General features: G+C 72.9%; 19 protein-coding genes and 1 pseudogene. 12 read left to right on the top strand and 8 right to left on the bottom strand.

The window, feature by feature from the left end; genetic code table 11:
• The first annotated feature begins 78 nt into the window (after positions 1-78).
• From ACFY2B_RS10300 to ACFY2B_RS10290, 3 genes are all read left to right on the top strand, one after another.
• A complete protein-coding gene (locus tag ACFY2B_RS10300; RefSeq protein ID WP_390762965.1) occupies positions 79-1,548 on the top strand; it encodes an AlkA N-terminal domain-containing protein in 1,470 nt (489 codons plus the stop codon).
• On the top strand, positions 1,545-2,045 hold the full coding sequence (locus ACFY2B_RS10295) for a methylated-DNA--[protein]-cysteine S-methyltransferase (protein WP_390762708.1): 501 nt from the start codon (positions 1,545-1,547) through the stop codon (positions 2,043-2,045). Before ACFY2B_RS10300 ends, ACFY2B_RS10295 begins: the two co-directional genes overlap by 4 nt.
• A 210-nt stretch (positions 2,046-2,255) precedes the next feature.
• Positions 2,256-3,521 (top strand): SGNH/GDSL hydrolase family protein, encoded by a 1,266-nt coding sequence (locus tag ACFY2B_RS10290; RefSeq protein WP_390762707.1) that lies wholly within the window; start codon positions 2,256-2,258, stop codon positions 3,519-3,521.
• Positions 3,522-3,573: 52 nt separating this feature from the next.
• Here the strand turns inward: ACFY2B_RS10290 and ACFY2B_RS10285 are convergent, their stop codons facing one another.
• Positions 3,574-4,056, bottom strand: coding sequence for a DUF456 domain-containing protein (locus tag ACFY2B_RS10285; protein ID WP_390762706.1), 483 nt, complete (start codon positions 4,054-4,056; stop codon positions 3,574-3,576).
• 47 nt (positions 4,057-4,103) lie between these two features.
• Positions 4,104-5,093, bottom strand: coding sequence for a helix-turn-helix domain-containing protein (locus ACFY2B_RS10280; protein ID WP_390762705.1), 990 nt, complete (start codon positions 5,091-5,093; stop codon positions 4,104-4,106).
• Positions 5,094-6,268: 1,175 nt separating this feature from the next.
• Here ACFY2B_RS10280 and ACFY2B_RS10275 point away from each other — a divergent pair.
• Complete coding sequence (locus tag ACFY2B_RS10275; RefSeq protein ID WP_390762704.1) at positions 6,269-7,528, top strand: protein phosphatase 2C domain-containing protein; 1,260 nt, start codon at positions 6,269-6,271, stop codon at positions 7,526-7,528.
• A gap of 91 nt (positions 7,529-7,619) precedes the next feature.
• Positions 7,620-9,362: a pyruvate dehydrogenase gene (locus ACFY2B_RS10270; RefSeq protein WP_390762703.1), complete on the top strand. Its 1,743-nt coding sequence runs from the start codon at positions 7,620-7,622 to the stop codon at positions 9,360-9,362.
• A 234-nt stretch (positions 9,363-9,596) separates the two neighbouring features.
• On the opposite strand, the gene ACFY2B_RS10265 is transcribed toward ACFY2B_RS10270, so the two are convergent.
• Both ACFY2B_RS10265 and ACFY2B_RS10260 read right to left on the bottom strand, forming a co-directional pair.
• On the bottom strand, positions 9,597-10,952 hold the full coding sequence (locus ACFY2B_RS10265; protein ID WP_390762702.1) for a hypothetical protein: 1,356 nt from the start codon (positions 10,950-10,952) through the stop codon (positions 9,597-9,599).
• A 721-nt stretch (positions 10,953-11,673) separates the two neighbouring features.
• Positions 11,674-11,872: pseudogene (locus ACFY2B_RS10260) on the bottom strand (IS200/IS605 family accessory protein TnpB-related protein); the annotation flags it as partial.
• 652 nt (positions 11,873-12,524) lie between these two features.
• On the opposite strand from ACFY2B_RS10260, the gene ACFY2B_RS10255 reads away from it, so the two are divergent.
• Positions 12,525-13,007, top strand: coding sequence for an ATP-binding protein (locus tag ACFY2B_RS10255; RefSeq protein WP_390762701.1), 483 nt, complete (start codon positions 12,525-12,527; stop codon positions 13,005-13,007).
• Between the two features lie 87 nt (positions 13,008-13,094).
• Here ACFY2B_RS10255 and ACFY2B_RS10250 read toward each other — a convergent pair whose 3' ends face one another.
• Positions 13,095-14,135 carry a DUF2637 domain-containing protein gene (locus tag ACFY2B_RS10250; RefSeq protein ID WP_390762700.1) on the bottom strand — a complete coding sequence of 347 codons (1,041 nt, stop codon included), beginning with the start codon at positions 14,133-14,135 and terminating at the stop codon, positions 13,095-13,097.
• A 406-nt stretch (positions 14,136-14,541) separates the two neighbouring features.
• Between ACFY2B_RS10250 and ACFY2B_RS10245 the strand changes: the two genes are divergently transcribed.
• A complete protein-coding gene (locus ACFY2B_RS10245) occupies positions 14,542-15,375 on the top strand; it encodes a GntR family transcriptional regulator (RefSeq protein WP_390762699.1) in 834 nt (277 codons plus the stop codon).
• 85 nt (positions 15,376-15,460) lie between these two features.
• Here the strand turns inward: ACFY2B_RS10245 and ACFY2B_RS10240 are convergent, their stop codons facing one another.
• Entirely contained in the window at positions 15,461-16,228 is a 768-nt protein-coding gene (locus tag ACFY2B_RS10240; protein ID WP_390762698.1) for a hypothetical protein, read from the bottom strand.
• A gap of 167 nt (positions 16,229-16,395) precedes the next feature.
• The gene (locus tag ACFY2B_RS10235; protein ID WP_390762697.1) at positions 16,396-18,147 is read right to left on the bottom strand and encodes a PucR family transcriptional regulator; all 1,752 of its coding nucleotides are present in this window, start codon (positions 18,145-18,147) and stop codon (positions 16,396-16,398) included.
• A gap of 343 nt (positions 18,148-18,490) precedes the next feature.
• Here ACFY2B_RS10235 and ACFY2B_RS10230 point away from each other — a divergent pair, with 343 nt between their 5' ends.
• The 5 genes from ACFY2B_RS10230 to ACFY2B_RS10210 all read left to right on the top strand — a co-directional run bounded on the left by ACFY2B_RS10230 (position 18,491) and on the right by ACFY2B_RS10210 (position 25,251).
• Positions 18,491-19,381: an FAD binding domain-containing protein gene (locus tag ACFY2B_RS10230; protein WP_390762696.1), complete on the top strand. Its 891-nt coding sequence runs from the start codon at positions 18,491-18,493 to the stop codon at positions 19,379-19,381.
• Positions 19,381-19,950, top strand: a complete 570-nt coding sequence (locus ACFY2B_RS10225; protein WP_390762695.1) for a (2Fe-2S)-binding protein — start codon at positions 19,381-19,383, stop codon at positions 19,948-19,950. Before ACFY2B_RS10230 ends, ACFY2B_RS10225 begins: the two co-directional genes overlap by 1 nt.
• Complete coding sequence (locus tag ACFY2B_RS10220; RefSeq protein ID WP_390762964.1) at positions 19,947-22,334, top strand: xanthine dehydrogenase family protein molybdopterin-binding subunit; 2,388 nt, start codon at positions 19,947-19,949, stop codon at positions 22,332-22,334. The genes ACFY2B_RS10225 and ACFY2B_RS10220 overlap by 4 nt, the downstream gene beginning before the upstream one ends.
• A gap of 225 nt (positions 22,335-22,559) precedes the next feature.
• Positions 22,560-24,017 (top strand): NCS2 family permease, encoded by a 1,458-nt coding sequence (locus ACFY2B_RS10215; protein ID WP_390762694.1) that lies wholly within the window; start codon positions 22,560-22,562, stop codon positions 24,015-24,017.
• 82 nt (positions 24,018-24,099) lie between these two features.
• Positions 24,100-25,251 (top strand): XdhC family protein, encoded by a 1,152-nt coding sequence (locus tag ACFY2B_RS10210; protein ID WP_390762693.1) that lies wholly within the window; start codon positions 24,100-24,102, stop codon positions 25,249-25,251.
• Between the two features lie 293 nt (positions 25,252-25,544).
• Here the strand turns inward: ACFY2B_RS10210 and ACFY2B_RS10205 are convergent, their stop codons facing one another.
• The gene (locus tag ACFY2B_RS10205) at positions 25,545-25,985 is read right to left on the bottom strand and encodes an SRPBCC family protein (protein WP_390762692.1); all 441 of its coding nucleotides are present in this window, start codon (positions 25,983-25,985) and stop codon (positions 25,545-25,547) included.
• Positions 25,986-26,021: the final 36 nt, after the last annotated feature.

Genomic DNA, 26,021 nt, shown 5'->3' with positions numbered 1-26,021 from the left:
CGGGTGCACGGGGGCGGCAGCGTCGCGTCCGATTTCCGCCAGCCGCTCCCGCCCACGTCACCCACACTGGGTGACGTGATGGACGAGGACACCAGGTACGAGGCCGTGCGCAGCCGGGACGCCCGGTTCGACGGGGAGTTCTTCTTCGCCGTCGAGACGACCGGGATCTACTGCCGTCCCAGCTGTCCGGCCGTGACCCCGAAGCGGCGGAACGTGCGGTTCTTCACGACCGCCGCCGCCGCGCAGGGCCGCGGCTTCCGGGCGTGCCGCCGTTGCCGCCCGGACGCCGTGCCCGGCTCCGCCGACTGGAACGTCCGCGCGGACGTCGTGGGCCGTGCCATACGGCTGATCGGCGACGGCGTCGTCGACCGGGAAGGCGTCGCCGGGCTCGCCGGCCGGCTCGGCTACAGCGCACGGCAGGTCCAGCGGCAGCTCACCGCCGAACTGGGCGCCGGACCCGTCGCGCTCGCCCGGGCCCAGCGGGCGCACACCGCGCGCGTCCTGTTGCAGACCACCGACCTGCCGATCACCGAGATCGCCTTCGCGTCCGGGTTCGCGAGCGTGCGGCAGTTCAACGACACGATCCGGGCCGTGTACGCGGCCACCCCGAGCCGGCTGCGGGCCACCGCGCCCCGGGGCCGCGGCGCGGTGCCGCGCGGCATCCCGGGCTCCGGGATCCCGCTGCGGCTCGCCCACCGGGGGCCCTACCAGGCCGCCGCCGTCTTCGACCTGCTCGCGCGCGAGGCCGTACCCGGGATCGAGGAGGTGCACGGCGGCCGGGGCGACCGGACCTACCGGCGCACGCTCCGGCTGCCGTACGGCACCGGCATCGCCGCCGTGGCCGAGCGGACCCGGTCCCCGCGGGCCGCGCCCGCCCACCCGGGCGGCTGGCTGGACGCCCGGCTGCACCTCACCGACCCGCGGGACCTGACCACGGCGGTGCAGCGGCTGCGCCGGCTGTTCGACCTGGACGCCGACCCGTACGCCGTCGACGAACGGCTTGCCGCCGATCCGCAGCTCGCCCCGCTGGTCGCCGCCCGGCCCGGCCTGCGCTCGCCGGGCGCCGCCGATCCGGCGGAGTGGGCGGTGCGCGCGCAGGCCGGGCGCGCCCGGTCCGAGTGGCTGGTGCAGCGGTACGGGAAGGCGCTGGACGCCCCCTGCGGCAGCCTCACCCACCTCTTCCCGGAACCCGCCGTGCTGGCCGCCGCCGAGCCGCACGGCACCCTGGGCGCGCTGGCCGTCGCGCTGGCCGACGGCACCGTACGGCTCGACGTCGGCGCGGACCGGGACGACACCACGCGGGCCCTGCTCGCCCTGCCCGGCCTGGCGGCGGACGTGGCCGCCGCGATCCGGATCCGCGCACTCGGCGATCCCGACGTGGCCCCGCCCGGCCTCGACATGCCGGACGGCCGACGGCCCTGGCGTTCGTACGCCGTGCGGCACCTGGACACCGCGCGGCACCCGGACGCCGCGCGTGAGCCGGACGACGGGAACCACCCGTACGCTCCGCAGCACACGGACTCGGAAAGGAAGCCGCAGCCGGCATGAGTCTCGAACCCACCTACTGGACCACCGTGGCCGCACCCATCGGCCCGCTCCTGCTCACCGCGGGCCCGGACGGCGCGCTCACCTCGCTCTCCGTGCCCGGCCAGAAGGGCGGCCGCACGGTCGGCGAGGACTGGCGGCGCGATCCCGGCCCCTTCCGGGCGGCCGAGGAGCAGCTGCCCGCCTACCTCGCCGGTGAACTCAAGGAGTTCCGGCTGGAGCTGAGGACACGGGGCAGCGACTTCCGCGAGCGGGTGTGGGGCGCGCTCGACGCCGTTCCCTACGGCGCGACCACGACGTACGGCGAGATCGCCGCGCGGATCGGCGCCCCGCGGGCCGCGGTGCGTGCGGTCGGCGGCGCGATCGGCGCCAACCCCCTGCTGATCGTCCGCCCGTGCCACCGGGTGATCGGCGCGGACGGCTCCCTGACCGGCTACGCGGGCGGCCTCGACCGCAAGACCTGGCTGCTCACCCTGGAGGGCGCGCTCGGCCCGCGCTGACCGACGGCGCCGGGCCGCTCCGCCCGGCGGAGCCGACCTTCGGCACCGCCCGTCCACGGCGGTTCCCCGCACCCCGGCCCGGCACACCCGCGAGCTGCGGAAAGCTCCCGCTGGGCCGAGTGGGTGTCATCCCGGTGATGTTGCTCCGGCGCCGCCCTGCCGTGTGTCACCTTCGCCTCCTGCGGGCCATCGGGAAGGGCGGGCGCACACATGGTCAAGGGCGGGCGGGTTCTCGCGGCGGCGCTGCTGGCGCTGATCGGTACGACGGCGACGGCACCCGGGGCGGCGACCGCACCCCGCGACGGCGCCACGGCGACGGCAGCGGCACGGACGACGGTGACCGCGACCGCAGGCACTGCTCGCGCCGGATCCCTGCCGAGCCCCTGGTCCGGCACCTGGGAGGCCGCCCCGTCCGGCACCACGCCTGCACTGCCGGGCGCCGCCGTCCGCAACGTCGTCCGCCTCAGCGTCGGCGGGACCCTGCTGCGGATCCGGGTCAGCAACCGGCTCGGCACCGCGCCGCTGGCGCTCGGCGCGGTCACGGTCGCACTGCGCCGCGGGACCGGCCCGGACGCCGTGCCCGGCACGATGCGCACCGCGACCTTCGGGGGCCTGCCCACGGCCACCGTCCCGCCGGGTTCCGACGTGGTCAGCGATCCGGTGCCGCTCGTCGTGCCGGCCGCCGCCGACCTGCTCGTCACCGTCCACACCCCCGGCGACTCCGGGCCCGCGACCCACCACCGCACGGCCCTGCGGACCAGCTACATCGCCCCGCAGGGCGCCGGCCGGGCCGCCGACGTGGACGGCTCCGCGTACACCGCCACCACCAGCCAGTGGTACTACGTCACCGGCGTCGACGTCCTCGGCCGCGGCGGCGCCGGCAGCGTCGTGGCCTTCGGGGACTCGCTCACCGACGGCACCGGCTCCACACCCGACGCCGACCACCGCTGGCCCGACCGGCTCGCCGAGCGCCTCGGGCCCCAGCGGCTCGGCGTACTCAACGCGGGGATCGCCGGCAACCGCCTGCTGCGCGACGGCACCGGGCCGAGCGCGCTGTCCCGGCTGGATGCCGACGCCCTGTCCCGGGCCGGCGCGCGGGCACTGATCGTCTTCGAGGGCATCAACGACATCAACGGCAAGCCCCAGGCGGACGACGTCCGCGACTTCGAGGCCGCCTACCGCACCATCGTCACCCGCGCGCACGCCCACGGCATCCGGGTCGTCGGGGCCACCCTCACGCCGTACGGCGGGCACGGCGGCTTCACGGCCGCCCGTGAGGACCTGCGGCAGCGGATCAACGCCTTCATCCGCACCGGCGGTGCCTTCGACGCCGTCGTGGACTTCGACGCCGCCGTCCGCGACCCGGCCGCCCCCCAGCGGATCCGGCCCGCCTACGACCCCGGCGACCACCTGCACTTCAACGACGCGGGCATGCGGGCGCTGGCCGACGCGATCGACCTCGGCGCACTGCGGTGAGGCGCCCCGGCGGCCGTTGGCCGGTTTTCGCCGGTCAGCGGGCCCCGCGCCGTCAGCCCCAGACCACCGCACCCAGCCAAGCACCCAGGATCAGCAGGCAGGTGAACAGTTCCGTCAGCACACCGGAGCCGCCCGAGCGCATCGCCGTACGCAGTGCCGCCATCGCCTCGCCGTGCCCGCCGAGCCGCAGCCGCTCGTGCAGATAGATCCCGGCGAGGAAACCGGGGACCGCGCCGACCACCGGGAGCAGGAAGAAGCCGAGGAACGCCCCCACCCCTCCGTACACCTCCAGGTCCGGCGGGGCTGCGCCCGCGCGCAGCCGCCGGGGCGGCAGCGCCCAGCGCACCACCTGGGACAGGAACAGCACGACGGTCGCTCCGACCAGCACCCCCCAGGCCACCGGCTGCGGATCCTGCAACGCCCACCACAGCACCCCGGCCCACACCAGCCACGACCCCGGCACCCCGGGCACCAGCACTCCGCACAGGCCGAGCACGATGACCAGGCCGACCAGCAGGAGTTCCCACACTCCCATCTGCCCAGGGTGCCGGAGCGCGGCCACCCGCGCAGGTCAAGTACGGGTCACTCGTGGGCGTCCCGGGCCACCCAGCCGCGTTCGTAGGCGTGCCAGCCCAACTGCAGCCGGGTCGTCACCCCGGTCAGCTCCATCAGCCGCTTCACCCGCCGCTGTACGGTCCGCAGCCCGAGGTCCAACTGCTTGGCCACGCTGGCGTCGGTCAGCCCCGCGAGCAGCAGCGACAGCACCTCCAGGTCGGTGCCGTCGGGTCCGTCCGGCTGCTGCTCGCGGACGCCGGAGGCGCCCAGGCTGAGCGGCAGCGCCCGGCGCCACACCGACTCGAACAGTCCGGACAGCAGCTCCAGCAGGCCGCTGGCGTGCACCACGAGCGCGGCCGGTTCCGCCCTGTGCGCGGTGAGCGGGACCATGGCGAGCGCGCGGTCGGCCACCACCAGCTTGGTCGGGACCTCGTCCACCACCCGCACCTGCTCGTCCCGGCCGAGGGCCGCGGTCAGCTCGGTGATCCCGCCCGGCAGGTCGAGCACCGACCGCTCGACCACCACCCGGTAGCGGACGCCGCGTCCGGCGGCCTGCTCCTCGGCGTCGTTCTCGGCGCCGGAGACGACCATCGGATTCCCGGTCACCAGCGCACAGACCTCGTTGCTCGCGGCCAACTGCATCTGGAGGAACCGCTGGGCCACCGCGGCGGCGCCGGTCACCACCTCGACCAGATCGTGCACGGCGGGCTCAGCCGCCGCCGCCCGGTACTCCTCGGCGAGCAGCGCCGCCGCCAGTTCGGCCTTCTCCAGTTCGTGCCGCTGCTGGGTGAGCAGCGCGCCCAGTGCGACGCCGGGCGGCGCCGCCACCCAGCGGCCCGGACGGGCCGACGACTGGGCGGCGAGGCCCTGAAGTTCCAGCCGGCGCAGGGCACGCTCGGTGTCGTGCTCGGCCAGGGTCAGCCGCCGCGCCAGATCGGGCACGTCGGCGGCGCCCACGGACACCAGCGCCCGGTACGCCGATTCGTGCGTCTCGTCCAGACCTAAAGCTGCCAGCATCAGCCCGTCCCTCCCCGGCGCACCCGCGCCCCCGGCGGCGGGGCGTGGCGGAAATCGGCCACGGCGCAAACCCGCCTCGGGACATCATCGCCGTGGCACGGGTCACTCTGCCAAGGTGGCGCTACCGCGAAGTCGATCACTTCTTGGGTCGCCGCGTCGACGGTGGTCCGCGACCGGGCCACTTGGGTGTCGCCGGGCGGTTCTCCCGTGGGGGGTGGAACCGCCCGGCGACCCGCACCGGGACCGGCCCGTGCCCTGCTGAGTCGCGTATCGCCCAGCTCCGTACGGGAGTTCACGGTCTGCCTCGCTCGCCGTCGGCGGCGGACCCGGGCACCGGTTTTTCCCGATGCCCCGTTTTCCCGGGCCCCGCGCTGTCGACAATTAGGGTCATGAGCGAGCAGGGGGGCAGGCCCACCCGATCAGAGGACGACTGGTGGGGTCAGCTGTACGACGACTCCACCCACGACACGGGACCCGCACCGGCGGCGGACTCCCTGGACGACCGCTTCGCCTCGGCATCGAACACGGTGGCCGCGCACCCACCCGTGCCCGTCCCCGCTCCGTCCCCGGCGTCCGCGACCGCCCCTGCCGGTGACCCGGAATCCGGTCCGAGCAGCGGGTCCGCCGCCGGGACGGAGACCGGGGGCGGGTCCGGGAGCGGACCCGAGCGCGAGACCGGAGGTGGGGCCGAGGGCATGGTGCCGGCACAGCGCACCTCCGGTGTGCCGGAGGCGGGCCCGCTGGACACCGCTGAGGCGGACGCCGGTCCGCCGGACCCAGGTCTCCGGACCGGTCCGCCGGAAACCGGCCCGCCGGACCCAGGTCTCCGGGCGGCCGGTCCGTCGGGCGTTCCTCCCTGGGCCGCGGGCCCACCGGGCGCTGACCCCTGGGCGGCCGGACCGTCGTATGCCGGTCCGTCGGATGCTGGTCCCTGGGCTGCCGGTCTGTCCGATGCGGGTCTGTCCGATGCCGGTCTGTCGGATGCGGGTCTGTCTGATGTGGGTCCGACGGGTGGTGGTCTCCGGGACGTCGGTCCCTCGGGCGGTGGTTCATCGGGTGCGGATCCCTGGGCCGCCGGTCCGTCGGACGTCGGCCCTTCGGGCGGCGGCCTCCGGGACGCCCGTCCGTCAGGTGGGGGTCTGCGGAAGGCCGGTCCTTCGGGGGCCGCATTCCACGTGGCCGGTCCGTCGGGCGCCGCTCCGCAGGACGCGGTTCCCTGGGGTGCCGGGCCGCCGGAGCCCGCGCCACCGGCTGCCGGACCGCTGGACGCCGGACCGTCGGCTGCCGGACTCCCGCGGCAGCGGGCGCCCTGGGAACCGTCCCCCGCGGTCCCGGAGCCCCCGTCGAGCTTCCCGCCCGCGGGCCGCAGGCGCCGGACCCCCGCCGAGAGCGCCCCGCACCTGCCGCAGGACCCCGGTCCGGTTTCCGGCGCCGAGTGGGACAGCGCGGGAGCCGGGGCGCGGGGCGGGGCAGAGTACGTCGGGTCCGCGCCGCCCGCCTACGAGGCCGAGCCCACCGCCCTGCCCCCGGCCGATCCCGACGACCTCGGCGGACTCGTCGCGGACACCGTGCTCGACGGCGCCCGGTACGGGGTGTGCACCCTGCGGGCCGCGTCCGTGCGGGGCGACTCCGCGCGCTCCCGGGGCGAACCGCGCCGGGACGCGCTGCTCACCGCCCGGTTCGGCACGGGCGACCAGGCGCTGATCCTCGTCGCCATGGCGACCGGCGCGCGGGGCGCACCCGGCGCCCACCGCGCGGCGGCCGAAGCGTGCCACTGGATCGGCCGGGCCGTGGGCCGCAGCCACCAGCGGCTGGTCGACGACATCCACGCGGCCCGCCGCGACGACCTGAAGTCCGGCCTGCACCGGCTCACCGACCGCAGCCTGGGCAAGCTGCGCGCCAGCGCCACCGAGCAGGGGATTCCGCCGCAGGAGTACGCGGCCGACCTGCGCTGCCTGCTGCTGCCGGCCCACCCGGACTGCCGTACCCGGGTGTTCTTCGGCGTCGGCGAGGGCGGCCTGTTCCGGCTGCGGGACGGCGCCTGGCAGGACATCGAGCCGCGGGTCGGCCGGTCCGACACGACCGGTGACGCGGTGCCCGGCTTCGGCTCCCGGCCGGCCGAGCCCCCGGGCGGCGACCGGCTCACCATGGACCTGGGGATCCCGACACCGCCAAGCCCCTACGAACCCGCCCCCGAGCCGCCCCGCGAACCCTTCCGCTTCCGGGCCTCCGTCGCCCGGCCGGGTGATGCGCTGCTGATGTGCGGCGGCGGCCTCGCCGATCCGCTGCGCGGCGAGCCCGCCCTCAGCGCCTACCTGGCCCGACGCTGGTCCGAGGGCACCGCGCCCGGCCTGGCCGAGTTCCTGGTGGACACCCAGGTGCGGGTCAAGGGGTACGCCGACGACCGCACGGCCGCCGCCGTTTGGGAGGCGTAACCGCGGCCCCTGTGAATTCATGGAACTCCGAGCCGACCGTCGGATCCCCCGCGACCGGAGGGGTACGAGCCCGGAGGAGTACGCGAAAGCCATGGCCAAACAGAACGTCGCCGAACAGTTCGTAGACATCCTCGTCCGCGCCGGCGTGCGCCGCCTCTACGGCGTCGTCGGCGACAGTCTCAACCCGGTGGTCGACGCCGTCCGCCGCAACGCGGCCATCGACTGGATCCACGTGCGGCACGAGGAGACCGCCGCCTTCGCGGCCGGTGCGGAGGCCCAGATCACCGGCGTGCTGGCCGCCTGCGCCGGCTCCTGCGGCCCCGGCAACCTGCACCTGATCAACGGCCTGTACGACGCCCACCGCTCGATGGCGCCCGTACTCGCCCTCGCCTCGCACATCCCGTCCAGCGAGATCGGCCTGGGCTACTTCCAGGAGACCCACCCCGACCAGCTGTTCCGCGAGTGCAGCCACTACAGCGAGCTGATCTCCAACCCTCAGCAGATGCCCCGGCTGCTGCAGACCGCGATCCAGCACGCGGTGGGGCAGCGCGGCGTCAGCGTGGTGGCCCTGCCGGGGAACATCGCCGCCGAGCCCGCGCCGGAGAAGGCCGCCGAACTCGCCCTCGTCACCTCCCGGCCCTCCGTACGCCCCGGCGACGCCGAGATCGACGCGTTCGTCCGGATGATCGACGAGGCCGACAAGGTGACCCTGTTCTGCGGCAGCGGCACGGCGGGCGCGCACGCCGAGGTGATGGAGTTCGCCGAGAAGATCAAGTCCCCGGTCGGCCACGCGCTGCGCGGCAAGGAATGGATCCAGTACGACAACCCGTACGACGTCGGCATGAGCGGCCTGCTCGGGTACGGCGCCGCCTACGAGGCCACCCACGAGTGCGATCTGCTGATCCTGCTCGGCACCGACTTCCCGTACAACGCCTTCCTGCCCGACGACGTGCGCATCGTCCAGGTCGACGTGCGCCCCGAGGTGCTGGGCCGCCGCTCCCGGCTCGACCTGGCCGTGTGGGGCGATGTGCGCGAGACCCTGCGCTGTCTCGTGCCGCGGGTGCGGACCAAGCAGAACCGGCGCTTCTTGGACCGGATGCTGAAGAAGCACGCGGACGCGCTGGAGGGCGTGGTCAAGGCGTACACCCGGAAGGTGGAGAAGCATATCCCGATCCATCCCGAGTACGTGGCCTCCGTCCTGGACGAAATCGCTGACGAGGACGCCGTGTTCACGGTCGACACGGGCATGTGCAACGTCTGGGCCGCCCGTTACATCTCGCCCAACGGCCGCCGTCGCGTCATCGGCTCCTTCTCGCACGGCTCCATGGCCAACGCGCTGCCCATGGCGATCGGGGCGCAGTTCACCGACCGCGGACGCCAGGTCGTGTCGATGTCCGGTGACGGCGGGTTCGCCATGCTGATGGGCGACTTCCTGACACTCGTGCAGTATGACCTGCCGGTCAAGGTCGTCCTCTTCAACAACTCCGCGCTCAGCATGGTCGAGTTGGAGATGCTGGTCGCGGGCCTGCCCTCGTACGGCACCACCAACACCAACCCCGACTTCGCCGCCGTGGCCCGCGCCTGCGGTGCCTTCGGGCTGCGGGTGGAGAAGCCCCGGCAGCTCGCGGGTGCGCTGCGGGACGCCTTCAAGCATCCGGGTCCGGCCCTGGTCGACGTGGTCACCGACCCCAACGCGCTGTCCATCCCGCCGAAGATCAGCGCCGACATGGTCACCGGGTTCGCTCTGTCCGCCTCGAAGATGGTGCTGGACGGCGGCGTCGGCCGCATGGTCCAACTGGCCCGCTCGAACCTGCGCAACGTCCCGCGGCCCTGATCCGACGCACGGCGGGGCGATGTATCGGCGATGGACGAGCACGAGACAGACGAGTGATCGCACACGACAGCCCCCGCCAGGGACGACCCGGCGAGGGCTGTTTGCGTTGCCGTGTCAGACGAGGTCGCCGCGCTTCACAGCGTCGATGAACACGCCCCACAGGGCACTTCCGCGTTCCGGGGAACAACACCGCCGCACATCAACCGGTGGATCCGGGCTGAAGTTCTCCTGTCGTCATGACGATCCGACAGGCGATTGCAGGGAAATTCCAAGCAACGACAGCGCTTGAGTGCTGTCCAGATCGGGCGGAGCCATCATGCCGGATATGCTGCAAATTTGGCGACCGCCGAGTGAACCGATTCTGAACAGCGGATGATGCTTCCTCGCGTCGTTGGTTCTGTCGAGAGCCGTCTCCGGCAAACCAGTGATCCCTCTGTCGTTCGGTACTGGTGTGCGACCGAATGTACCTTTCTCCTCGCGCTGGCGAGCAGGTTTGTAGAGAAACTTCTTGGAGAGCATCAAGTGAGTGGCTGACAGCATCGCCGAAGCCCGGAGCCATAGATAGCAGCCGGCGATCTCCGGGAACTTGGAGAGCAGGCCGGCTATCTCGCCATCGCTCATCGCATCCAGATCCAGCTTCGTGATGCCAGCCCTATCGAGAAGAATATAGGGTAGCGGAGAATACTGCATCGCTCTGTTCAGCTGCTCTCGCTCGCCGGAGAGCAAGCCAGGGTAGATCTTTCTGATGTGGGCTTGATGCTTCGATGGCTGGATGCCACTCATCAAGTCGCGGGTGATGAACTCGATATCCTGGGTGCCGCTCGGAGGTACGTCGTCGACCTCCCAGTGAACGGCGAACTGTCGGAAGACGTCCATGAAGCGGCTGGCAGACATGGACCCACGCTCGTCTCCATGTTGAAAGTCGAGCATCAACCTGCGAGCTGCCATCAACATGTGGTTGGCCTGATTGAAGCGGTCGCGGATCTCGTCTGCCTCCATACCGGAACACCCTTGCTCCCAGATGGTCCGAAGCGCTCTGTTGGCCGCCATCTCCAGGGTCTCGCAGCGATCGAACAACTCAATGCATTGAACTTCACCTATGTCGCCCGTATAGGTTCGGGTGATGCCATCCTCATATACGCTAGGGATTCGTGCGACACACTCCCCGCTCCAGTACGCCCTCATATCCGGTGAGTTCCACTTAATCAGAGAAGCGTAGGCATCTCGATTCGGATGTCCAGTACCTGAGGCTGTAGCCAGTTGCGCGAAGTACGCCAAGAACGGCACCCGCTGATATCCGACTGCCAACTGGTCCAGACCGGTCGACGGATGGTTTTTCGCCCTGTCGAGATCACGTCTCTGGAAGTGCATCGCCACCGAGGAACCCCACATACCGAGCTCTACAAGCAATGTGCGGGCCTCGTCGTGCGAGACAGTATCGGTCTGCGGCAGGGTGAGAAGCAGTCTATTCATCTCCCTGACCATGATCTCTGGCTCGACCTCGCCGGCCAGTACCAGGTTGTTGAACCGAGGGAGTTCAGCAAGGGTCCATCTGCCTACAGGGTTGTCGGTTCTCGCTGTGCATTCCATATTTCATCGACCTTAGAAATCGGCGTTGTCACGTTGTTGGGTGTGGGGGCTTCTGACGGCGTGTCGGGGCGGCGGGGCCGGTTCGGGTCCTGTGCTCAGGCTGTGGTGGGCCGGCCGACGGCGCCGGTGATCTGCTCCCAGAGGGCGAAGCGGACGGTCATCTCGGCTCGGTAGTCGTGACCTATCTCACCATGGAGGCCCTGCGACGGATGTGCCAGTAGTTGAACCATTCGGCGGTTGCCTACTCGACCTGGGAGAGCGGCTCCAGGTCCGCTGGGGTTCGATCAACTCGGTTTTGTACAGGACGATCGTCGACTCCATGAGGGCGTTGTCCAAGGCGTCGCCGACCGAGCCGATGGAGGCGGCGATGCCGACTGCGTCCAGATGCTCGGCAAGCCTGAAACTCGTGTGTTGACCCCCGGCGTCCGAGTGGTGAATCAACTCTCCTGGCTGGATGGAATGTTGGTCGCGGTCGCGTTGCCAGACGCCGTCTCCAGGCAGGGGCCGCGCCGTTCAGGTGAGGGTGTCCCTCGTTCTCCTCCTGGCCGGCGGCACGCGTTCGCGCCCAGCGAGCCGGCTTCCGACGGCCGTATCCAGCGCGTCCCCGTCGATGCGCGGGAGGATGCGACGCACGGTGGCCTCGGCCGGGGCGACAGAGCCGCGGTCCGGCCCCTGGCATGGGCCACCGAACCGGGCCAGGACGTGCGGCGGGGCGTCGGCGGTCGGCCCGGACCTGGCCGAGCCGGTCCTCAAGCAAGCACATGCAGGCGGTGTGCCTTGCTGAACCATTCGTGCGGGGAGCGGTAGCCGCCCGGAGCCCGCTTGCTGCCCTTCTCCCCGACCGGCAGCGACAGCCGGTGCCGGATCGTCGCGATACCGGCTTCGAGGGACAGGACATGCGCGGCCTGGCCGCGCCGGGCCTCATCGTCGTCCAGCACCAGCAGGCGACGGCCCGTCGCGGGCAAAGCGGCCTCGACAAGCGCGACGTTCATCCGGCCGAGCCGGTCCTTGTGCTCCACCACCACGGTGGTCACGCGTGGTTACGCTCACTTACCCGACACCGAGGACCAGCAGGTGGAGACCCCTCGCCCCCTCCTCCGCTCAGGGGACGAGAACCCGCCCGACGAGTGCCCTGTGGAGAGGGGCGGGTGTAACACAGGCCCGCTCGGCTCCATCCCCGTGGGAGGAGGGCGGGGCATCTTCTTGCCCGCTGGCTGGACCTGCGCAACGTCCCGCGGCCCTGAACAGCCTCCACAACGTCCCGCGGCCCTGACCCGACGCACGGCGGGGCGATGTATTCCGGCCAGATTCACGTGCACGGGAGGGAGACCGGTTCCGGATTCCGGGCGTCCCGGCCCGTCGTGACGCGGCGCTCGTGGCGCCGTACCACCCCCTCGACGGCCGGATCCCGCCCCCGGCGGCACCCGCGCATCGGCGGCGCCACCGCACCACCGTGGCCGAACCGCCGGGCGTCGGCGGTCGCGCAGGACTGGCCGGTGACTCACGGGGCATGGATCCCCGTGAACGTGTTCGATCAGGAGGGGCAACGGCAACAGCGTGCGGGCGGGGGACATGAGAAGGCAGGCACGAGGGAGCGGTCCCGTGGCCATCGGGGTCTCCTCGGTGAAGGCGGCGGGGGAAGAGACCGGCGACGACACGGACCGGGCGCATCCGCCGCAACTGCGGCGCAGACTCGGCCGGGCGGATCTGCGGGCCGTGCCCGAGGCCCGCAGGGAACTGCGGGAACTCCTGCGGCACTGGGGAAGACCGGGCCGCTCCGAGATCGCGGAACTGCTCACCAGCGAACTGGTCACCAACGCGCTCGTCCACACCGACCGGGACGCCGTGCTGACGGCCGTCGTCGGACCGCGCGGACTGCGTGTGGAGGTACGGGACTTCGTGGCCCGCAAGCCGGTACTGCGCGGGCCGGCCGCCGACGACGGCACGCACGGCCGGGGCCTGATCCTGGTGCAGTCCCTCGCGGACGCGTGGGGCGTACGGCCGCACGGTGTCGGCAAGTCGGTGTGGTTCGAACTCGGCGCGGAGGCCGCGTGAACGGGACGGGGGCGTGACCCGTGCGGTCACGCCCCCGTCCCGAGATGTCCGGTCCCGGCCGGTCACGTCCCGGCCGTACCAGCGGTACTAACCGAACTGCTGCTCCAGGTCCTTGAGCTTGCGCTCCAGGGAGTCGAGTCGCGGCAGGGCCATGGTGTCGTCCTCCGCGGTCAGGTCGACGGTGATCGGCTCAGCCCCTTTGCGGACCGGCTGGAGGGAGGGCCGAGAGGGTACGGGCAGCGGTTCCGGCGCCGCTATGGCAGGCTCCGAGGAGACCTGCGCGGACCCGCGCTCCATCGCCTGCACCTCGACCTGGTGGCCGGCGCCGCGGCCGATGAAGCCGCGGGTGCCGCGGCTGATGGCCTTGAGCTGGGCCCGCTCGATGCGCTGCTGATCGCGCCTGCGCAGTCGGGCCTCTTCCTTCTGCCGCTTGTCGTCGCGGACGTCGTCGACCGCCTCGTCCAGGCTGCGCACGTTCTCCAGCAGCATCAGCGACCACGCCTTGTAGGTCTCGCGGGGAGCGCGCAGCCAGCGGACGATGCGGATCTGCGGCAGCGGGCGCGGCACCAGGCCCTGCTCGCGCAGGGCGGCCCGGCGGGTCTGCTTCAGGGCACGGTCGAACAGCACCGCGGCGGAGAGGGACATGCCGGCGAAGAAGTGCGGGGCGCCCGCGTGACCCAGCCCCCTGGGCGCGTGCACCCAGTTGAACCAGGCAGCGGCGAACGAGAACGTCCACACGAGTATCCGGGAGCCGAGGGCCGCGTCGCCGTGGCTGGCCTCGCGCACCGCGAGGACGGAGCAGAACATGGCCGCGCCGTCCAGGCCGAACGGCACCAGGTACTGCCAGCCGTCGGTCAGGCCGAGGTTCTGCTCACCGAAGCCGACGAGGCCCTTGAAGGAGAGCGCGGCCGCGACCGCCGCGCAGCAGAAAAGGAGTACGTAGGAAGCCGAGGCGTACAGGGCCTCCTTGCGCCTGCGGCGCTCCTCGCTCCGTTCCCACGAGTCCTCGGTCTTCGTTTGCTCCCCGGACCGCTTGTTGCGCGCGAGCACCGCCACCGCTGCCAGCACGCCCAGGAGCAGTACGGCGCCCGGAAGCAACCAGTTCAGCGATATGTCGGTCAGTCTCATCTGGGGTCCCTTGCATTGGGAAAGGGCGTAACGCCCGCCATAGTGGCCCAATTCCACCGGCCCTCAGGGGGTTTCGGGGCAAGAGGCCGCCAAGGAGGTGCAAGGGGTTGCCCAGGGCGGCGTTCTGCTCGAACTGCCGCTTGAGGGGCGGGAGTTGAGTTCGAGTAAGACTACCCATACGCGTGGTTGAATCGAAAGTTCCTGCGACAGGTGAGGGAGTTGTGAAGGGGCACCGTCCCGGCGCGGGCGTTCTGGATGCGGATGATCTTAGTGGACGTGCGGGGGGCTCCGTCCGCGCGTCCCTCCGTGCGAGGAAGGTGAGCCTTGCCTTGCTTGATCTGCCGGGAATTTGACCTGTCGCCTCGTACGCCTAAGGTGCTTGACGGACAGGTAGCAACCCGTCGTAATGACCCCAAGTGCCGACAACCCGGAGGAGGAGTCCGTGGGGCACAGTGTGCACGACTCCGCCGGGACCGGGCTCCCGGCGACGCGGACGGAGGCGGCCCGGGTGCCCGCCCAGACCCGGCCCGCGGAGATGGGCCCGGGGCGGAGCGCCGCCGCGCCGTGCGCGCGCGGCGAGCACACCCACGGTGAGCCGTCGCCGCAGGCGCGGCCCGTCCAGCGGGCGTCGGTGCGCGGACAGATCCTGGACGCGCTGCGCGCGGCGCTGGCGGCGGGCGAGCTGGAGCCCGGCGAGGTGTACTCGGCACCGGCGCTCGGGGAGCGGTTCGGGGTGTCGGCGACGCCCGTGCGGGAGGCCATGCAGCGGCTCGCGCTCGAAGGCGCGGTCGAGGTGGTCCCGAACCGCGGCTTCCGGGTGGTCGAGCGCGGCGCGCGGGAGCTGGCCGACCTGGCGGAGGTCCGGGCGCTGATCGAGGTGCCGGTGCTGCTGCGGCTGGTCCGCACGGTGCCGCCCGAGCGCTGGGCGGAGCTGTGGCCGCTGGCCGAGGACACCGTGCGCGCCGCGTCCTCGGGCTGCCGGGCGGCATACGCCGAGTCCGACCGGGCCCTCCACCGGGCGCTGCTGTCGCTGTCCGGCAACGAACAGCTGGTGCAGATCGCGGAGGACCTGCACCGGCGGACCCAGGGCCCGCTGCTCGGCGGCCCGGCCCGGACCCAGCGGGCGGAACTGCTGGCCGACGCGGCACAGCACACGGCCCTCTTGGACGCACTGATCGCCCGGGAACCGGAGAGGGCCGCGATCCTCGTCACGGCCCACTTCACGACCGGCACCGCGTGAATCCGCGGCCCGTCCGGCCGCGCGATGCCGCTGCGGGCGGCGGCTGACGCCGACCGCCCGCCGGACCGGCCTCGTGGGCCGGTGGTCAGGCCGTCGCCGTGCCCGGGGCCGGTGGGGTCAGGTGTTCGGCCAGCCAGGTGGGGACTCCGCCGAGGAGACGGAACAGACGGCGGGCCTCCTCCCGCAGACGAGATGCCTCCGGTTCGGACTCGGTGTCGGCGAGCGAGGCCAGGGCCGGTGCCGTGCCGACCAGGTAACCCAACTCCTCGCGGATGCGCAGGGACTCCGCGAAGCCGTGGCGGGCCTCGGCCACCTCGCCGTCCCGCAGGGCGAGTCCGGCGAGATGCCGCCAGGTGAAGGACATCAGCAGCGGGTCGGCATGCGCGGCGGCGCTCGCGTGGGCACGCCGGTAGGCGGCCAGGGCCGCCTGCGGGGAGCGGGCCAGGTTCTCGGCCAGCAGCCCGCGCCGGAAGTCCAGCAGCGCCCGGCCGGGCGCCCCCGGCGGGATCAGCGCCGCCGCCCGGCCCAGTGCGGCCCGTGCCTCGTCCGCCCGGTCCCGCACCCCGTGCAGCGTGGCCGCGTAGGCGAGCTGGCCGCGTTCACAGGCCGCCGCGCCGCGTTCCTCGTCGCTCTGGGCCACCGCCTCCGCCGTACGCAGCGCGTCCTCGGCCTCCGCCCAGCCCCGCTCGGTGTACAGACAGCGCTCGACCAGCAGCCCGGCCCGCTGGAGCGCGGCCGGCGCGGTGTCCGGCCTGAGCAGGGCCGCCGCGTCGGCCCAGCAGGCCCGCGAGCGCAATCGCCATACCGCGGTCTGGAGCGGATCGTCACCGGCGGTCGTTCCGTTACCAGACATGGCGGAATGCGCCACGTTGCCCTCCCCTAGCGCGCCGTCGAGCTGTTGAGTGGTGGCGGCATTCCAGCACCAATTCCGTGGCCGGGCCAAGAGGGTGGGTGAAGGATTTCACAAAGTCGTGGGACAGAACGTCACCCGGCATCCGCCCGGCGCACGCCCGCGCGGCCTCAGCTCATGCGCAGTGCCAGGAAGAAATCGAGCTTGTCCTCCAGCCGCGCGAGGTCCCGTCCCGTCAACTGCTCGATCCTGCCCACCCGGTAGCGCAGCGTGTTGACGTGCAGGTGGAGCCGGGTGGCACAGCGGGTCCAGGAGCCGTCGCAGTCGAGGAACGCCTCCAGCGTCGGGATCAGCTCGGCCCGGTGCCGGCGGTCGTAGTCGCGCAGCGGGTCCAGGAGGCGGGCGGTGAAGGCCCGCCGTACGTCGTCCGGCACGAAGGGCAGCAGCAGCACGTGCGAGGCCAGCTCCTGGTGGCCGGCCGCGCACACCCGTCCGGGGCGCGCCGCGGCCACCCGGCGGGCGTGCCGGGCCTCCTCCAGCGCCCCGCGCAGCCCCTCCGCCGAGTGCACGGCCGCGCTGACGCCGAGGGTGACCCGGCCGTCGTCGTTCAGGCCGGCCGCCAGCGGTTCGCGCACGGCGGCCAGGAGCGCGTCGGCGTGGATCCCGGACTCCGAACCGTCGTGCTCGGCGGAGACGGCCGGCAGCGGGACCAGCGCGACGGCCTCGTCGCCGGTGTGGGCGACGGCGACGCGTTCGGCGGGCTCGGGGCCGTCGGGCTGTCCCGCGCCCGGTGCGCCCTGGGGCGTGTCCACCAGGATCTCCTCCAGCAGCGCCTGGGCGAGCGGACCGCCCGCGATGCCGTCCGCCCGGCGCCCGCCGGAGCCCTCGGCGGCCGGTCCCGCGGCCCCGCCGGGCACGTCCTCCCACTCCACCCGGGCCACCACCACCTGCCAGTGCGGGGCCGCGCCAAGACCGGGCAGCAGCACCGGCGCGGCCACCCGCAGGCGCGCGGCGATCTCCGCGGGCACCGCGCCGGCCTGCACCAGTTCCAGCACCTCCTGCGCGAGCCGCCGCCGCACCGCGCGCGCCGCGTCCCGCCGGTCCCGTTCGACCGAGATCAGCTGGGTCACGCCCTGGAGCAGGTCGAGCCGCTCCTCGGGCCAGTCCCCGGCGTCGGCCTCGACGGCGAGCAGCCAGTCCGACAAGACCGTCTCGCGCACGTCCCGGGCGGCCCGCGGGGAGCGTCCGCCGGAGCGGACCGGGAAGAGGGAGTACGTCGTGTGTCCGAGACTCACCCGGTGCGGCCCGCGACGGCCGGTGCGGGCGGCCCCCAGGTGCTCGGCGGCCAGCCGCACGCAGGTCTCGGCGGGCAGCGCGGGCCCGGCGCCCTTGGCGCCCGCGACGATCCGGCCGGTCGGGGAGAGCACCCAGGCCCGCAGGTCCAGGTCGGATCCGAGCAGGTCCAGGACCACGTCCGGGCCGCCGCCCGCCGGGCCCGCGGTCATCATCCGCCGGTGCCGGTCCACCACGGCCGCGAGGTCGCCGGCCCGCTCACCGGACACCTGGCGCACCACGTGCTCGGTGATCGTCGCGAACGCAACCGACTCGTTCACCGCGAACAGCGGCAGCCGGTGCCGTGCGCAGGCCGCCACCAGGTCGTCCGGCACCATCCCCAGCTCGGCCTCGCCGGCGGCGAGACCGGCGACCCGGGCCTGCACCAGGAGCCGTACGAAGGGCTCGGAGTCGGCGGCGTCCCGGCGCCAGGCCAGCCCCGTCAGCACCAGCTCACCGCCGGAGAGGTAGCGGCTCGGGTCGCGCAGATCGGTGGTCATCACGCCCCGTACGGTCCGCTCCAGCTCGTCCTCGCCGCCGAGCAGCCGCAGGCCCAGCGCGTCGGTGTCCAGCAGTGCGCGCAGCCGCATTTCGTCGCCGCCGTTCTCTGTCTCGAAACCTACGATGAATCTTGGTGGGGATTCGTGGGAGGAGCCCGGCGACCGGTGCGCGGGCCGCTCCGCACGTCGGCCCGACTGTGGCCCGCGTTTCCTCCGGAAAACGGAGGGGTTACTGATGACCTCTGTTCATACGAATCTACAAGATGTGCTTCCTGGCCAGCCAACTCCTTCATGGTTTCGGTGACTGACCCGGTCGGAGCACGGCACGGTGTACTGAGCCCACTCCGCGTGAACAGGACATGAACGAGCCGGGCGCACGGCACACGGATTGGTTCAATCGACACCCCCCACGAGACGAAGAAGAGAGCCGGTCATGGACTTCCTTCGCCCCGCCAGCTGGGAGGAGGCGCTCGCCGCGAAGGCCGCGCATCCCACCGCTGTGCCGATCGCGGGCGGCACCGACGTGATGGTCGAGATCAACTTCGATCACCAGCGCCCCGAGTACCTCCTCGACCTCAACCGCATCGGTGACCTCTACGAATGGGAGGTCGGCGCGGACACCGTGCGGCTCGGCGCCTCCGTCCCGTACACCCGGATCATGGAGCACCTGCGCGCCGAGCTGCCGGGCCTCGCGCTCGCCTCGCACACCGTCGCCTCCCCGCAGATCCGCAACCGCGGCGGTGTCGGCGGCAACCTCGGCACCGCCTCCCCGGCCGGCGACGCCCACCCCGCGCTGCTCGCCGCGGGCGCCGAGGTCGAGGCCGTGTCGGTGCGCGGCACCCGCCTGATCCCGATCGACGACTTCTACACGGGCGTGAAGCGCAACGCCCTCGCCCCGGACGAACTGATCCGCGCGGTGCACGTCAAGAAGGCCGACGGGCCGCAGCAGTTCGCCAAGGTAGGCACCCGCAACGCCATGGTCATCGCGGTCTGCGCCTTCGGGCTCGCGCTGCATCCCGCCACCCGCACGGTCCGCACCGGCATCGGCTCGGCCGCGCCCACCCCCGTCCGGGCCGAGGCCGCCGAGGACCTGCTGACCGCCGCGCTCGACGAGGGCGGATTCTGGGAGAGCGGACAGGCCATCACCCCGTCCCTGGCCCGGCGGTTCGCGGACCTGTGCGCCGCCGCCTGCAACCCCATCGACGACGTCCGGGGCACCGCGGGCTACCGCCGCCACGCGATCGGCGTGCTGGCCCGCCGGACGCTCACCTGGACCTGGGAGACGTACCGCGGCACCCGCCGCGCCGCTGAAGGAGCTGCGTGATGCGCGTCAACTTCACCGTCAACGGACGGCCGCAGGAGGCCGACGACGTCTGGGAGGGCGAGTCCCTGCTGTACGTGCTCAGGGAACGGCTCGGCCTGCCCGGTTCCAAGAACGCCTGCGAGCAGGGCGAGTGCGGTTCCTGCACGGTCCGCCTGGACGGCGTGCCGGTGTGCGCGTGCCTGGTCGCGGCCGGTCAGGCCGAGGGCCGCGAGGTCGTCACCGTCGAGGGCCTGGCGGACCACGCCGCACAGCGCTCCGGGGGCGGCACCCGGGGGACCACCCTCGACGAGGCGCAGCACTGGCGGGCGCAGGGCGCCGGTGCCCGGACCGGCGAGGGCGCCGGGCTCTCCCCGGTCCAGCAGGCGTTCATCGACGCCGGCGCCGTCCAGTGCGGTTTCTGCACCCCGGGTCTGCTGGTCGCCGCCGACGAGATGCTGGAGCGCACACCGAACCCGACCGACGCGGACATCCGCGAGGCGCTGTCCGGCAACCTGTGCCGCTGCACCGGCTACGAGAAGATCATGGACGCAGTCCGGCTCGCGGCAGCCCGCCAGTCCGAGGGGGTCTGACCATGCCGAACGGCGCTCCCACCAAGATCACCCAGGGCACCCGGACCAAGGGCGGCATCGGCGAGTCCACGCTCCGCCCGGACGGCGTCCTCAAGGTCACCGGCGAGTTCGCGTACTCGTCCGACATGTGGCACGAGGACATGCTGTGGGGGCAGATCCTGCGCTCCACGGTCGCGCACGCCGAGATCGTGTCGATCGACACCGCCGAGGCACTGGCCACCCCGGGTGTCTACGCGGTCCTGACCTACGACGACCTGCCGGCCGGCGTGAAGAACTACGGCCTGGAGATCCAGGACACCCCCGTCCTGGCCCACGGCAAGGTCCGTCACCACGGCGAGCCGGTCGCCGTCGTCGCCGCCGACCACCCGGAGACCGCCCGCCGCGCCGCCGCCAGGATCAAGGTCGAGTACCGGGAACTCCCGGTCATCACCGACGAGGCGTCCGCGACCGCCCCGGACGCGGTCCTCGTGCACGAGAACCGCACCGATCACCACAGTGCCCACGTCCCGCACCCCAACATCGTCCACCGTCAGCCGATCGTCCGCGGCGACGCGGCGGCGGCAGCGGCGCGGGCCGACGTGATCGTCACGGGCGACTACGTCTTCGGCATGCAGGACCAGGCGTTCCTCGGCCCCGAGTCGGGCCTCGCCGTGCCGGAGGAGGACGGCGGTGTGCACCTCTACGTGGCCACCCAGTGGCTCCACTCCGACCTGCGCCAGATCGCGCCCGTGCTCGGGCTGCCCGAGGACAAGGTCCGGATGACGCTGTCCGGCGTCGGCGGTGCGTTCGGCGGCCGCGAGGACCTGTCGATGCAGATCCACGCCTGTTTGCTGGCGCTCCGCACCGGCAAACCGGTCAAGATCGTCTACAACCGGTTCGAGTCCTTCTTCGGCCACGTCCACCGGCACCCGGCCCGCCTGCACTACGAGCACGGCGCCACCAAGGACGGCAGGCTCACCCATGTGAAGTGCCGCATCGTCCTCGACGGCGGCGCCTACGCCTCCGCCTCCCCGGCCGTGGTCGGCAACGCCGCCTCCCTCGGCGTCGGCCCGTACGTCGTCGACGACGTGGAGATCGAGGCCGTCGCCCTCTACACCAACAACCCGCCGTGCGGCGCGATGCGCGGCTTCGGCGCGGTCCAGGCGTGCTTCGCGTACGAGGCGCAGATGGACAAGGTCGCCGACCGGCTGGGCATGGACCGGGTGGAGTTCCGGCGGCTGAACGCGATGGAGCAGGGCACGATCATGCCGACCGGGCAGCGCGTCGACTCGCCCGCCCCGGTCGCCGAACTGCTGCGCCGCGTCAAGGCGATGCCGATGCCGCCGGAGCGCCAGTGGGAGAGCAGTGAGGGCGTCGACGTACGGCAGTTGCCCGGCGGCCTGTCCAACACCACCCACGGCGAAGGCGTCGTCCGCGGGGTCGGCTACGCGGTCGGCATCAAGAACGTCGGTTTCTCCGAGGGTTTCGACGACTACTCGACCGCCAAGGTGCGGATGGAGGTCGTCGGCGGCCTGCCAGTGGCCACCGTGCACACGGCGATGGCGGAGGTCGGCCAGGGCGGCGTCACCGTCCACGCGCAGATCGCCCGCACCGAGCTGGGCGTCACCCAGGTGACCATCCGGCCCGCCGACACCCAGGTGGGCAGCGCCGGTTCGACCTCCGCGTCCCGGCAGACCTATGTCACCGGCGGCGCCGTGAAGAACGCCTGCGAGCTGGTGCGCGAACGGGTCCTGGACCTGGGCCGGCGCAGGTTCGGCAGCTACCACCCCGCCTGGGCGAACGCCGAACTGCTGCTGGAGGGCGGCAAGGTGGTCACCGACGCGGGTGAGGTGCTCGCCGACCTGGCGGACGTCCTGGAGGGCGAGGCCGTCGAGGTCGAGGCCCAGTGGCGGCACCGGCCCACCGAGCCCTTCGACCTGCGCACCGGGCAGGGCAACGGCCATGTGCAGTACTCGTTCGCCGCGCACCGCGCGGTCGTCGAGGTGGACACCGAGCTGGGGCTGGTCAAGGTCGTCGAGCTGGCCTGCGCCCAGGACGTCGGCAAGGCGCTCAACCCGCTGTCCGTGATCGGCCAGATCCAGGGCGGCACCACCCAGGGGCTGGGCATCGCGGTGATGGAGGAGATCGTCGTCGACCCGAAGACGGCGAAGGTCAGGAACCCCTCCTTCACGGACTACCTGATCCCCACCATCCTCGACACGCCGACGATCCCGGTCGACGTGCTCGAACTCGCCGACGAGCACGCCCCGTACGGGCTGCGCGGCGTCGGCGAGGCACCCACCCTGTCGTCGACCCCGGCCGTCCTCGCGGCGATCCGGAACGCGACCGGGCTGGAGCTCAACCGCACACCGGTCCGGCCGGAGCACCTCACCGGCCTGTCGTAGCCGAACCGCCGCCGTCGCGGCAGCCGTGCCTCCCCCCTGCCCCGCGGGCCGGGGGAGCCGGCGGCACGGGTGTCCGCGGCGGCCCCGGCGCCGGGCGATCCTTCACTCCGGTGCCGGCCGACAAGCGTGCAGTACCGGGCCGTCCCCCGGGTCGTGCACATCCCAAAACCCGCGTACGCCGAGTGCGCTGCGCGGATGTCCCTGTGAACCTTGGGAGACGGCACCATGACCCAGCAGTCAGTGGCGACCGGGAACACGGCCGAGGACGCGGGCGCGGGCACCCGCGTCCCGGCCGGCAGATCCTGGCTCGACCGGTACTTCCACATATCCCGGCGGGGATCCACCCTCGCGCGCGAGGTGCGCGGCGGCATCACCACCTTCATGGCGATGGCGTACATCCTGCTGCTCAACCCGCTGATCCTGTCCGGCAAGGATGTGGCCGGGGACACCCTCGGCCGGCCGGCCCTGATCACCGCGACCGCGTTCGCCGCGGCCCTCACCACGCTCCTGATGGGCTTCGTCGGCAGGGTGCCGCTCGCCCTGGCCGCCGGCCTGTCCGTGTCCGGCGTGCTGTCCTCGCAGGTCGCCCCCCAGCTGACCTGGCCGCAGGCGATGGGCATGTGCGTGCTGTACGGAGCGGTCATCATGCTGCTCGTCGTCACCGGCCTGCGCGAGATGATCATGAATGCGATCCCGCTCGCGCTCAAACACGGCATCACCATGGGCATCGGCCTGTTCATCGCCCTCATCGGCTTCTACAAGTCCGGCTTCGTGCACCAGGGCAAGGCCACCCCGCTCAGCCTCGGACCCGCGGGCGAACTGGCCGGCTGGCCGGTCCTGCTGTTCGCCGGCACCCTGCTGCTGATCTTCATGCTCCAGGCCCGGAACGTGCCCGGCGCCATCCTGATCGGCATCATCAGCGGCACGCTCGTCGCCGCGGTCCTGGGCGGCTTCGGCGTCGTCGACGCCGGGCAGTGGGCGAACGGCGCCCCCGAACTGCACGGCGGCGCCGTGTCGATGCCCGACTTCTCGCTGTTCGGGCAGGTCGAGTTCGGCGGCTGGGGCCAGGTCGGCGCGATGACCGTCGGCATGATCGTCTTCACCCTGGTGCTCGCCGGGTTCTTCGACGCGATGGCCACCATCATCGGCGTCGGCACCGAGGCCGGGCTCGCCGACGGCAAGGGCCGGATGCCGGGCCTGTCCAAGGCGCTGTTCATCGACGGCGCCGGCGGCGCCATCGGCGGGGTGGCGGGCGGCTCCGGCCAGACCGTGTTCGTCGAGTCGGCCACCGGCGTCGGCGAGGGCGCCCGCACCGGCCTCGCCTCCGTCGTCACCGGCCTGTTCTTCGCGGCCTGCCTGTTCTTCACCCCGCTGACGGCGATCGTCCCGCAGGAGGTCGCGTCCGCGGCGCTCGTCGTGATCGGCGCGATGATGCTGATGAACGCCCGGCACGTGGACTGGGGCGACCGGGCCACCGCGATCCCGGTGTTCCTCACCGTCGTCCTGATGCCCTTCACCTACACCATCACCACGGGCGTGGCCGCCGGTGTCGTCTCGTACGTCGCCATCAAGGCCGCCCAGGGCAGGGCACGGGAGGTCGGCGCCTTCATGTGGGGCCTGACGGTGGTCTTCCTCGTCTACTTCGCCCTCCACCCCGTCGAGGGCTGGCTGGGCGTGCACTGAGCGCTCCGCCGGAAGGCCGGCCGGCACCGCTCGGCCGTCCCGTCCCACCCCGTCGCACCGACCGTCGTAAGGAGACCGAGACATGCTGGACATCGCCGACGAACTGCACCGGTGGGTCGAGCAGGGCCGTGACTTCGCCGTGGCCACGGTGGTGGCGGTCGGCGGCAGCGCCCCGCGGCTGCCCGGCGCCGCCCTCGCGGTGGACACCGAAGGCACCGCGATCGGCTCGGTCTCCGGCGGCTGTGTGGAGGGCGCCGTCTACGACCTGTGCCGCCAGGCGCTCCAGGACGGCGAGAGCGTCCTCGAAAGGTTCGGCTACAGCGACGAGGACGCCTTCGCCGTTGGCCTGACCTGCGGCGGCGTCATCGACATCCTCGTCACACCGGTGCGGGCGGCCGATCCCGTCCGCCCGGTGGCCGCGGCCGCGCTGGCCGCCGCCGCGGGCGGTGCGGGGGCGGCGCTCGCGCGGATCGTCGCGGGCCCGGCCCGGCTGAGGGGGCGGGCGCTGCTCGTCCGCGCGGACGGCACCGTCGAGGGCGGCTTCGGCGCCCACCCGGAACTGGACCGCACCGTCGCCGCGGAGGCCGGCGCCCTGCTGGACGCGGGCCGCACCGGCACCCTGGAGATCGGCGCGCGGGGTTCCCGCTGCGGCGCCCCGCTCACCGTGCTGGTCGAGTCGTCCGTCCCGCCGCCCCGGATGCTCGTCTTCGGGGCGATCGACTTCGCCTCGGCCCTGGTGCGGGTCGGCAAGTTCCTGAACTACCACGTGACGGTGTGCGACGCCCGCCCCGTCTTCGCCACCCGGACCCGCTTCCCCGAGGCCGACGAGATCGTCGTGGACTGGCCGCACCGCTATCTGGAGCGCACCGAGGTGGACGACCGGACCGTGCTGTGCGTCCTCACCCACGACCCCAAGTTCGACGTGCCGCTGCTGCGCCGGGCGCTCGGCCTGCCGGTGGCCTACGTCGGCGCGATGGGCTCCCGGCGCACCCATCTGGACCGTGCGGAGCGGCTGCGCGAGGCCGGTGTCACCGAACTCGAACTGGCCCGGCTGCGCTCCCCGATCGGCCTCGACCTCGGCGCCCGCACACCGGAGGAGACCGCCCTGTCGATCGCGTCGGAGATCGTCGCGAGCCGGCGCGGCGGCAGCGGAGCCTCCCTGACCGGCGCCCGCACCCCGATCCACCACGAGCCCGCGGGCGTCCCGCCCCGCCGGATCGGCTCGGTCGCCTGACCGGCGCCCCGCTCTCCCGCCCGTGGCCGCCCCGCCCGGCGACCGCCGGACCGGGCCCGGAACGTCCCCGTGGACCGGCCCGAACGAGAGGTTTCCGTGACGGCCTGCTGATCGGCGACCAGGGCCTGCTGTGGCGACCAGGGGAGTGCCGACCGGCGACCAGGGCGTGCAAGGTGTGCGACCAGGGGCGTGCAGGGCATGCGACCAGGCGAGTGCACGGCGTGCGACCGGGGACTGCCGCGTCGGCCGGTGCCCGCGGCCAGGCGGTCGTCACGCTCCGCGCCGGGCGCTGATCAGGCCGTTCTGAGCAGTGAGTTGACCTCGCGGCCGAACACGGCGCGGGCGGCTGCGGCCAGCGGCGGGTCGAAGAGGGCCGGGAGCCCGCGCAGGCGCAGCTCCTCCCGCCACAGCACCCGGGTACGGCCGCCGGGACCCGGGCGTACCTCCAGTTCGGCCCAGCCGGCCACCACCCGGCCCCGCTTGACCAGCCGGACCAGGCCGGGCTCGGCGTCGGTGGGCGGACGCCACACCGTGACCTCCATCGGGTCGTCGAAGCCGAGCGGACCCACGCCCGTGCGGGCCACGAACCGCGTGCCCACCCGGGTCGGCGGCTCGGTGACCATGACGACGCGGGTCAGCGGCACCGTGCCGGCGTGCCGGGACCACCGCGTGAGCCGGCGCCACGCCTCGTCGATCGGAAGCGGTGCGGTGCGCTGGAGAACGAAGTCGGCCACGGGCCGATCCTAGGGAACACCCGCACGGCACGGTCC

Source organism: Streptomyces sp. NPDC001270 (assembly GCF_042896695.1).
In the GTDB taxonomy this organism is placed as follows: Bacteria; Actinomycetota; Actinomycetes; order Streptomycetales; family Streptomycetaceae; genus Streptomyces.
This window is presented reverse-complemented; position numbering and strand designations above follow the sequence as displayed.